Source organism: Pelagicoccus sp. SDUM812002 (genome assembly GCF_031127835.1).
Lineage (GTDB): Bacteria > Verrucomicrobiota > Verrucomicrobiia > Opitutales > Opitutaceae > Pelagicoccus.
On the sequence record NZ_JARXHX010000047.1, the window covers coordinates 1 to 5,330 of the forward strand.

Below are 5,330 nucleotides of genomic sequence, written 5' to 3' on the forward strand. Positions count from 1 at the left end.
TGTGTTCTGACATTGAATGCTTTCATAAAGTTTCACATGGCATTGAAAGCCAACATCTTAAATCAAATCGAAAATTTGTCCACGTGGCCTAGCATGGCAGAATGTACATAAGAAGCAGTCGGCTCAGCCCTCGCAAGCCAGGGGAGCTGATCAAGCTTTTCGTTGCAGGATCTACAGCAAGAGCGGCTGCGGAGATCGTCGCAGTGCACAGTAACACTGCGGCCACATTCTTTTTGCGACTCAGGGAGCTCATAGCCAGCAAGCTTCCCAGCTTCGAGCTCAGCGGGGAGATCGAGGCCGACGAGAGCTACTTCGGCGGAGTCCGCAAGGGAAAGCGTGGCCGCGGAGCCGCCGGCAAGGTGGCCGTCTTCGGCCTGCTCAAGCGGGGCGGGAAGGTTTACACCGCCATCGTGCCCAACGCCAAGGCCTCGACTCTGCTGCCCATAATCGACGAGAAGGTCACGCCCGACAGCATCGTCTACACCGACACCTTCCAGGCCTTCAACGCACTTGACGTGAGCGCCTTCCACCATCGTCGTATCAACCACATCAATCGAATCGAGAACTTCTGGAACCAGGCCAAGCGGCATCTGCGTCGCTTCAACGGCAGCTCACTAACTGGTTAGCGTGCCGGGTTCATTTGGGTGAAACGAATATGCGCATTCCGTGTAGCACGCCTCTAAGTACCGAGAATTCTTGCTGCAGACCATTTGATTGCAGGAAATCGCGAGAATCCGTAAGCTTTGTAAAAAAAAGAGTTGCGGTTAAGTAGGTCTGCTATCAAACCTCTTTTCAAGTGGTATGAGTCAGTATAATCAACCGCTATGGTTTGCTCGACGCTGACTGGTGCTACTTGATTCCCTTTAAATTCCTCTCTTTCAATGTCTTGTATGTGGAATTCAATGCTTGACCAGTGGCGGAGCCTTGGCTCAACGCTAGCTTGCCTACGGTATTGTCGGCTAAGCGACCCTACTAACCCCATGCCCCACCCTCTATATGAGCTGGTACTGCGTACGTAGTCACCAAAAGAAGGAGCATATCGCTGCTCGGTGCATTTCGGATGAAATCCAAGTGGAAACTTTCTGTCCTAGGATCTCACGAGTTAAGCGGACCCGCAGTGGCAAGAAGCGATTTGTTGACGCAATGTTTCCTTGCTACACCTTCGCCAACTTGGATCTGGAAGCCCATCTGCAAAAGATTCGGAGCGTTCGCGGTGTGAGCAGACTTTTGACGTATGGCAGCCATTATCCAGTCGTTCCCGATGACTTCATCCAAGCGATGCGGGAAGAACTCCATGATGATGTGCTACATATCGCTGAGCGTGAGTTCAAAGCACCGGCGAAGGTTCAAATTACAAGGGGACCCTTTCAAGGTTTGATTTGCGAGCTGGTGCGGGCTAGCAGTGGCGGGGAGCGCTTAAATCTACTTTTGGAACTATTTGGAAGCAACGTCAGCGTAAATGTTTCTGCTGTGGATATCCAGCTGATCGCTGTCTAGGGCACGTGCACAGTATTGATTTAAACTCGACTCGAAAATGCATATGTATTTGAGAATCCAATATAGGTTTTGCTGTTTTGTCGTAGCGAGTATCGATTCTCCGGTATTGTTTTATCTTAGCTAAGAAGTTCTTAGGACGACGTCTGGCTCTTGTAAGCTCCTTGGGATGCTCGATCTTAAAACTCCGTTTGCGTCGTGGACGTATCACGGCGATGCCTTAGCAGTCCTAGGCAATAGCGGCAGATCGGGTCGCTGACGTATGCTTTATCGTCATGCAGGGAGCTTCGGTGCTCAGGTCCTCGAATCGAGTCGTACGCTCTGATTCTCGCAAAGCAGCAGCATGCTCAAGGGCAATTCGACCACGCTCACAACGGTGTAAATTTCCTTGTCGCAAGCACGCTTAGCCATTCAAAGTTTCTGATTTTAATAGGAAAGCTGATGCTTCGAGAAATCCTGATGTGCCCTTGCATGCGAGGTGCCGAGCATGACTGAAACCTGTTGGTAGCGATATTGGCCAGAGAAGCGTTCGAGAATTTATGTCTACATCCCGCATTCGCACCAGCGACGAAAGAGCTTCCACACACTCTCGTGCGGGCCAACCAAATCAGGTATTTGAGTCTTATCTCGCCCAAGTGCATAGAACCCTACATTTCCAATTCTAGCTGTGGTCGATGTTCTTGTTTGAGTGGCCGGGAAAGCTACTTACTTCTTCACGGTGAGCGTTCTTTAGTTTTAGGTTCCTCGTGAATGGTTTGGAGCCGACTTGTCGAGTGTCTCTTCTGATGATGAGTGTCTTGAAGGGCAGTCTACACTACGTTGCTTCCCAATGCGCTAAACCAATTGATCAGTCGCATGCATTTTTTAGCTTGGATTGCGTCTTATATCAATAATACAATAGGCAATCGCCTTTTCATTTTTTTGTTGTAAGCGTTGAAGCTATATATGTTATGAAAATGATACGAACAAAAACTGACGGGGTTCTGAGTGCAGTAGGATCCACTCCTTTAATTAGGCTCGAAAGAATAAATCACAGGAGACCGAAGGTGAGATTGTACGGTAAGCTGGAGGCGTTGAATCCTGGGGGTAGTATAAAGGACCGATCAGGTCTTTCTATGGTGCGAAGTGCTTTGCGAGATGGGTTAGTTGATGTGGGAGGGACAGTTATTGAGTCAAGTTCGGGGAATATGGCTATTGGGATGGCTCAAGCCTGTTCTGTTTTAGGGCTGAAATTTCATTGTGTCACTGACGTGAATGCGCTCTCTGCCAATATAAAATTAGTTAGAGCATATGGTGGAAGCGTTGATGTTGTCAGCTATCAGGATGCTGATGGTGGTGAATTGCTAGCAACACGACTTATGCGTGTTCGTCAGTTGCTAGCGGAAAACCCTAGTGCAATTTGGATAAATCAGTATGAATCGAAATATAACGCAATGGCTCACTGGGACACTATGGACGAGATCCAGAGAGAACTAGCTTACAAAGTTGACTATGTCTTTTGTGGGATGAGTTCATGCGGGACTATAAGCGGACTTGCTGAACGTGTTAAGGAAATGGGTTATGACACCAAAATTATCGGGGTAGATGCTCAAGGAAGTGCGATAACAAGTTGTTCCTCAACGATTCGCAATATACCTGGAATGGGCGCAGGGATAGTTCCGAAATTATTTTCTCCGGACCATGCTGATCAATTTATAGAGGTGAGCGACGTCGAATGTATTAAAGGTTGCCGAGCATTGTTGCGTGATGAGGCTTTGTTGTGTGGAGGATCATCAGGAGGGCTTCTTAGTGCTTTCATGAGGTTGTCAAAAACGATCGAAGAGGGTGCGAATTGTGTTTTGATATTACCTGACCGTGGTGAAAGGTATTTGGATACAGTGTATTCGGACGAGTGGGTGTGTCAGGTTTTTGGAGAAAGTGCATTAGATTAAATAAACTGTTTGTTGTTGTGCAATAGGAATTGGTAGGTCTTGTTCTGCTGATCAGATCTTTGTTTGAGGTTATCAGATTTAGTGTAATAATGCTTGGGCTATCTGTTCGAAGAAGTGATTTATGTGGGATTTTTTTAAACTAGTGATTTTGTAGCTAAATCGTAATATTATTGAGCGAATTGCATAAAGTGTCTTAGGTTTAGGTGAAAATAGATTTATAATTAATTGATTCTGCGGCTTTAAGCGTACGAATAGAGAAAGTACTTATTGTGTCTATACGGTTGAAAGGTCTTTGGAAGCGGTTGAGCTGATGATAAATGTCTTTTTTTTGTTGTTACACAAGTTGCTCGATCAGATGTTGGGATTCTCTCACTGTAGACCTTTTTATTAAGTTATTTGATTGTGCACTATTTTAATATAGCCTACATTTGTTGCTGTCGGGCAAGATCTTTAAGTTATCGATGTGAAACGAAGGCAAAATGATGATATTGGATGAGTATGGTTTTGGGTTTAGATGAATATCAAAAAACAAACTTACTGTCTTGTGTCTGTGTTTGAAAGCTGTCTCTGCAGTTTTTCTAGCAGTGAAGCATGTGGTGCAGATCTTGATTAACTTCGATTGCTAACGGGAGCTGGATAGATCGCATTTTTGTTGGTGCTGTCAGCTATATTGCCTTCGTTGAGTTATACAGATTGGGGTAAGTTAAGTTAAACTCTTGCGTTTTTTTAGAAAAACTCATGAAAAATCCATTATTAGTACTAAGTAAAAACGATATTATATGTCTTCTGAAAGATCGCGAGGAGGACGTTATTAATTGTGTCGAGTCTGCGTATCTACTGCACGCGTTAGGTGAAAGTAGTTGCCCTTATTCGTCATTTTTACGATTTCCGGGTCGGAGGTGTGAGCGTATGATTGCTTTACCTGCCTATCTGGGGGGCGAAATATCAAGAGCTGGCATTAAATGGATTTCATCGTTTCCTAGCAATTTAAAGGAGGGTCTCCCAAGGGCTTCGGCTTCAATTATACTGAATTCAATGGACACGGGGAGGCCCGAGGTTCTCCTCGAAGGATCTGTCATCAGTGCTGTTCGTACGGCAGCAAGTGCTGCTTTGGCTGTGGATGTGCTTAATCGATTGGATGGGATTGGCGGTTTCGGAATGATTGGATGTGGCGTCGTCCAATGGGAGATTCTTCGTTTTATCAAGTACGTTAATCCAGATATAGATAAGGTCTTCTTGTTCGATGTAGACATCAATCGTGCACGCTCTTTTGAGGCCAAATTGAAAGACGTTTACGGAGAATTACGTTGTGAAGTTACTTCTTCTGTGAGTGATCTTAACTCCAAGAGTAATCTTGTTTCGATTGCTACAACTGCAGTAGAGCCACATATTGTCGAATGGGGAAATGTAGTCGGTAAAATGCTTGTGTTAAATATTTCCTTGCGGGATCTGGATCCTGAGCTTATTCTAAGTGCCAATAATGTAGTAGACGATGTCGAGCATGTTTGTCGTGAGAATACTTCTGTAGATCTTGCAGTTAAAAAGGCAAAAGGAAGTTGGAAGCCTCAAAAGGTGCTATCTCGTTTTTTGAATGGACATGACAGTCCGTTAAGCTTTGATGAGAGGCCTATTGTCTTTAGCCCTTTTGGATTGGGAATATTGGACGTTGCATTGAGCACGTTGGTTTTTGATTTAGCAAATCAGCAAAATATCGGGACTAAAGTATCTAATTTTAACGGATGATAGGTGCGATTTGTAATCAAGCGGAACTCGTTAACATTTCATTGTGTATGAAGTTCTTGAGTTTCTTAGAGGGTGTCCAATAAGTCCTGAAACAACCTTATGATCGAACTTTTTCGCTTTTCCATTCACTTTGTTAGCGCTTTTTGAGAAGACGCTCCCACA

3 protein-coding genes and 1 pseudogene are annotated in these 5,330 nt (G+C 44.9%); all 4 read left to right on the forward strand.

All coding sequences use genetic code 11. The annotated features are described in order from the left end of the window. Nucleotides 1–107: 107 nt before the first annotated feature. A pseudogene (locus tag QEH53_RS23255) lies at nt 108–608 on the forward strand (IS1595 family transposase); the annotation flags it as partial. A 388-nt stretch (nt 609–996) separates the two neighbouring features. Then, on the forward strand, nt 997–1,497 hold the full coding sequence (locus tag QEH53_RS23260; RefSeq protein WP_309025631.1) for a transcription termination/antitermination NusG family protein: 501 nt from the start codon (nt 997–999) through the stop codon (nt 1,495–1,497). Between the two features lie 953 nt (nt 1,498–2,450). Then, nucleotides 2,451–3,425, forward strand: a complete 975-nt coding sequence (gene sbnA, locus QEH53_RS23265; protein ID WP_309025633.1) for a 2,3-diaminopropionate biosynthesis protein SbnA — start codon at nt 2,451–2,453, stop codon at nt 3,423–3,425. Between the two features lie 738 nt (nt 3,426–4,163). Continuing rightward, complete coding sequence (gene sbnB, locus QEH53_RS23270) at nt 4,164–5,168, forward strand: 2,3-diaminopropionate biosynthesis protein SbnB (protein WP_309025632.1); 1,005 nt, start codon at nt 4,164–4,166, stop codon at nt 5,166–5,168. Nucleotides 5,169–5,330: the final 162 nt, after the last annotated feature.

Excerpts from the sequence above, each read along its gene's own strand:
- QEH53_RS23260 (WP_309025631.1), top strand. The coding sequence starts at position 997 with ATGAGCTGGTACTGCGTACGTAGTCACCAAAAGAAGGAGCATATCGCT.
- sbnB (WP_309025632.1), top strand. The coding sequence starts at position 4,164 with ATGAAAAATCCATTATTAGTACTAAGTAAAAACGATATTATATGTCTT.
- sbnA (WP_309025633.1), top strand. The coding sequence starts at position 2,451 with ATGATACGAACAAAAACTGACGGGGTTCTGAGTGCAGTAGGATCCACT.